This window comes from Saccharomonospora saliphila YIM 90502 (assembly GCF_000383795.1).
GTDB classification, from domain to species: domain Bacteria; phylum Actinomycetota; class Actinomycetes; order Mycobacteriales; family Pseudonocardiaceae; genus Saccharomonospora; species Saccharomonospora saliphila.
Map to the genome: position 1 here is coordinate 16,382 of NZ_KB912709.1, position 2,557 is coordinate 18,938.

The window sequence follows — 2,557 nt, forward strand, 5'->3', positions numbered from 1 at the left end:
CGGGTCGTCGCGCGGGTGTCGCGGGCCACCGCCGACGCGCTGGCCTCGTCGGAGATCACGGTCTCCACCGAGCGTGGTGCGCTCACGCTGCCGGTGGAGGTCGCCGACCTGCCCGACGGGGTGGTGTGGGTGCCCGGCAATTCCCCGGGTTCGCGGGTCCGCGCCACGCTCGGCGTGGGCCACGGTGCCGTGGTCTCGATCGCGGCCGGAGGTGAACGGTGAGTGCGATGACCCCGATGACCACGCTGACGCCGGTGCTGGCCCAGGCGCAGGAGCCGATGACGCGGGCCGAGCTGCTTGCCGACGACCCGTTGTGGCTGATCCTGCTCAAGGCCGTCGTGGTCATGCTGATCGGGCCGATTCTGACGGTGCTGCTCATCGTCGGTGAGCGCAAGCTGGTCGGCCGGATGCAGAACCGGCCGGGCCCGAACCGCGTCGGCCCCGGCGGCTGGTTCCAGTCCCTCGCGGACGCGATCAAGCTGCCGTTCAAGGAACAGGTCATCCCCGACACGGCGGACCGCAAGCTCTACTTCCTCGCCCCGGTGATCACGGTGGTGCCCGCGCTGATCGGGCTGGCCGCGATCCCGTTCGGCCCCGAGGTGACGATCTTCGGTGAACGCACGGTGCTCCAGCTCATCGAGCTGCCGGTCAGCGTGCTGCTGGTCTTGGCGGGCGCCTCCATCGGCGTGTACGGGATCGTGCTCGCGGGCTGGGCCTCCGGCTCGCCGTACCCGCTCCTCGGCGGCCTGCGCTCGACCGCGCAGGTGATCTCGTACGAGATCGCGATGGGCCTGTCGATCATCGGCGTGGCGCTGTACGCGCAGTCGCTGGCCACCGGCGACATCGTCGCCGCGCAGGAAAGCGGCTGGTACTTCTACCTGCTGCTGCCCAGCTTCGTCATCTACCTCGTGTCGATGGTCGGCGAGACCAACCGCGCGCCGTTCGACCTGCCCGAGGCCGAGTCCGAGCTGGTCGGCGGTTTCCACACCGAGTACAGCTCGATGAAGTTCGCGATGTTCTTCCTCGCCGAGTACACCAACATGGTGATCGTCTCGGCGTTCGCGACGACGCTGTTCCTCGGCGGCTGGATGGCGCCGTGGCCGCTGTCGGCGATCGACGACGGGGTGCTCAACACCGGCTGGTGGCCGCTGCTGTGGTTCTTCGCCAAGATGTTCGTCGTCCTGTTCGGCTTCGTCTGGCTGCGCGGCACCCTGCCCCGGTTCCGCTACGACCAGTTCATGAAGCTCGGCTGGAAGGTGCTCATCCCCGTCGGGCTGATCTGGGTCGTGGTGATCTCGGCGATCCGCGCCGTGCGCACCGACGGCGAGATCTCAACCGGCCAGATCCTGGTCGTCGGCGGCATCGTCATCGCCGTGCTCGTCCTGCTGTCGCTGCTGCTGCCCGAGAAGGAGGTGCCTGAGGACGACTCCTCGGTGCCCATCACGGGTGGCGGCCACCCCGTTCCGCCACTGGACCTGGCGGTGCCGGAGACGACACCGCGCCGGAAGGCGCTGCGGGCGAAGGAGAAGTCCGCCCAGAAGCGACCCGCTTCGGTCACCTCAGGTAAGGAGAACGCCGATGGGGATGTTTGATCCCGTCAAGGGCTTCGGTGTCACCTTCGCGAACATGTTCAAGAAGGTGTCCACGGAGGAGTACCCGGAGATCGGGGCCCCGGCGGCGCCGCGCTACCACGGCCGCCACCAGCTCAACCGGCACCCGGACGGGCTGGAGAAGTGCGTGGGCTGCGAGTTGTGTGCCTGGGCGTGTCCCGCCGACGCCATCTTCGTCGAGGGCGGCGACAACACCGACGAGGAGCGCTACTCCCCGGGTGAGCGTTACGGCAAGGATTACCAGATCAACTACCTGCGCTGCATCGGCTGCGGGCTGTGCGTGGAGGCGTGCCCGACACGCTCCCTCACGATGATCAATTTCTACGAGATCGCGGACGACGACCGGCAGAAGCTGATCTACACCAAGGAGGACCTGCTCGCCCCGCTGCTGCCCGGCATGGAGCAGCCGCCGCACCCCATGCGGCTCGGCGAGGACGAGCAGGACTACTACGTTCGTGGCCCGGAGCTGGCCCGCGAGCGCGGCGTTCCCTCGGGTGAGGCGGTCGAGACGTCCGAGGAGAAGGCAAGGCGATGACGGCAATGAGCGCTCTGGTTCTCGCGCAGAACGGCGCCGAGGCGGGGGTGTCCACCGGCGAGGCGGTCGCCTTCTGGATCCTCGGGCCGCTCGCGCTCGCCGGTGCCCTCGGCATGGTGTTCGCCCGCAACGCGGTGCACTCGGCGTTGTGGCTGGTGCTGACGATGCTCTCCCTGGGGCTGCTCTACCTGACCCAACAGGCGCAGTTCCTCGGGTTCACGCAGATCATCGTCTACACCGGCGCGATCATGATGCTGTTCCTGTTCGTGCTGATGCTGGTCGGGCGGGAGTCGTCCGACTCGGTGGTCGAGGTACTGCGGGGACAGCGGCTGACGGCCGGACTGCTCGGCGTCGGCGTCGCGGCGCTCATGGCGGCGGCGCTGGCCCGCGCGGTCGCCGACGTGACCCCGGC

At 68.8% G+C, this 2,557-nt stretch carries 4 protein-coding genes; all 4 read left to right on the forward strand.

All coding sequences use genetic code 11. The features are described from left to right. Positions 1–222: hypothetical protein (locus tag SACSA_RS0117475; RefSeq protein WP_028661984.1), on the forward strand; the 222-nt coding region annotated here is incomplete at its 5' end. A 5-nt stretch (positions 223–227) separates the two neighbouring features. Next, complete coding sequence (gene nuoH, locus SACSA_RS0117480; protein ID WP_019819028.1) at positions 228–1,592, forward strand: NADH-quinone oxidoreductase subunit NuoH; 1,365 nt, start codon at positions 228–230, stop codon at positions 1,590–1,592. Then, positions 1,579–2,145, forward strand: coding sequence for an NADH-quinone oxidoreductase subunit NuoI (nuoI, locus tag SACSA_RS0117485; RefSeq protein WP_019819029.1), 567 nt, complete (start codon positions 1,579–1,581; stop codon positions 2,143–2,145). The genes nuoH and nuoI overlap by 14 nt, the downstream gene beginning before the upstream one ends. A gap of 5 nt (positions 2,146–2,150) precedes the next feature. Continuing rightward, positions 2,151–2,557 (forward strand): NADH-quinone oxidoreductase subunit J (locus SACSA_RS0117490; RefSeq protein WP_019819030.1); only part of this gene is annotated, 407 nt, incomplete at its 3' end.

What these genes read in the sequence shown, in the direction of transcription:
- nuoI (WP_019819029.1), top strand. Translation starts at nt 1,579, where the DNA reads ATGGGGATGTTTGATCCCGTCAAGGGCTTCGGTGTCACCTTCGCGAAC.
- nuoH (WP_019819028.1), top strand. Translation starts at nt 228, where the DNA reads ATGACCCCGATGACCACGCTGACGCCGGTGCTGGCCCAGGCGCAGGAG.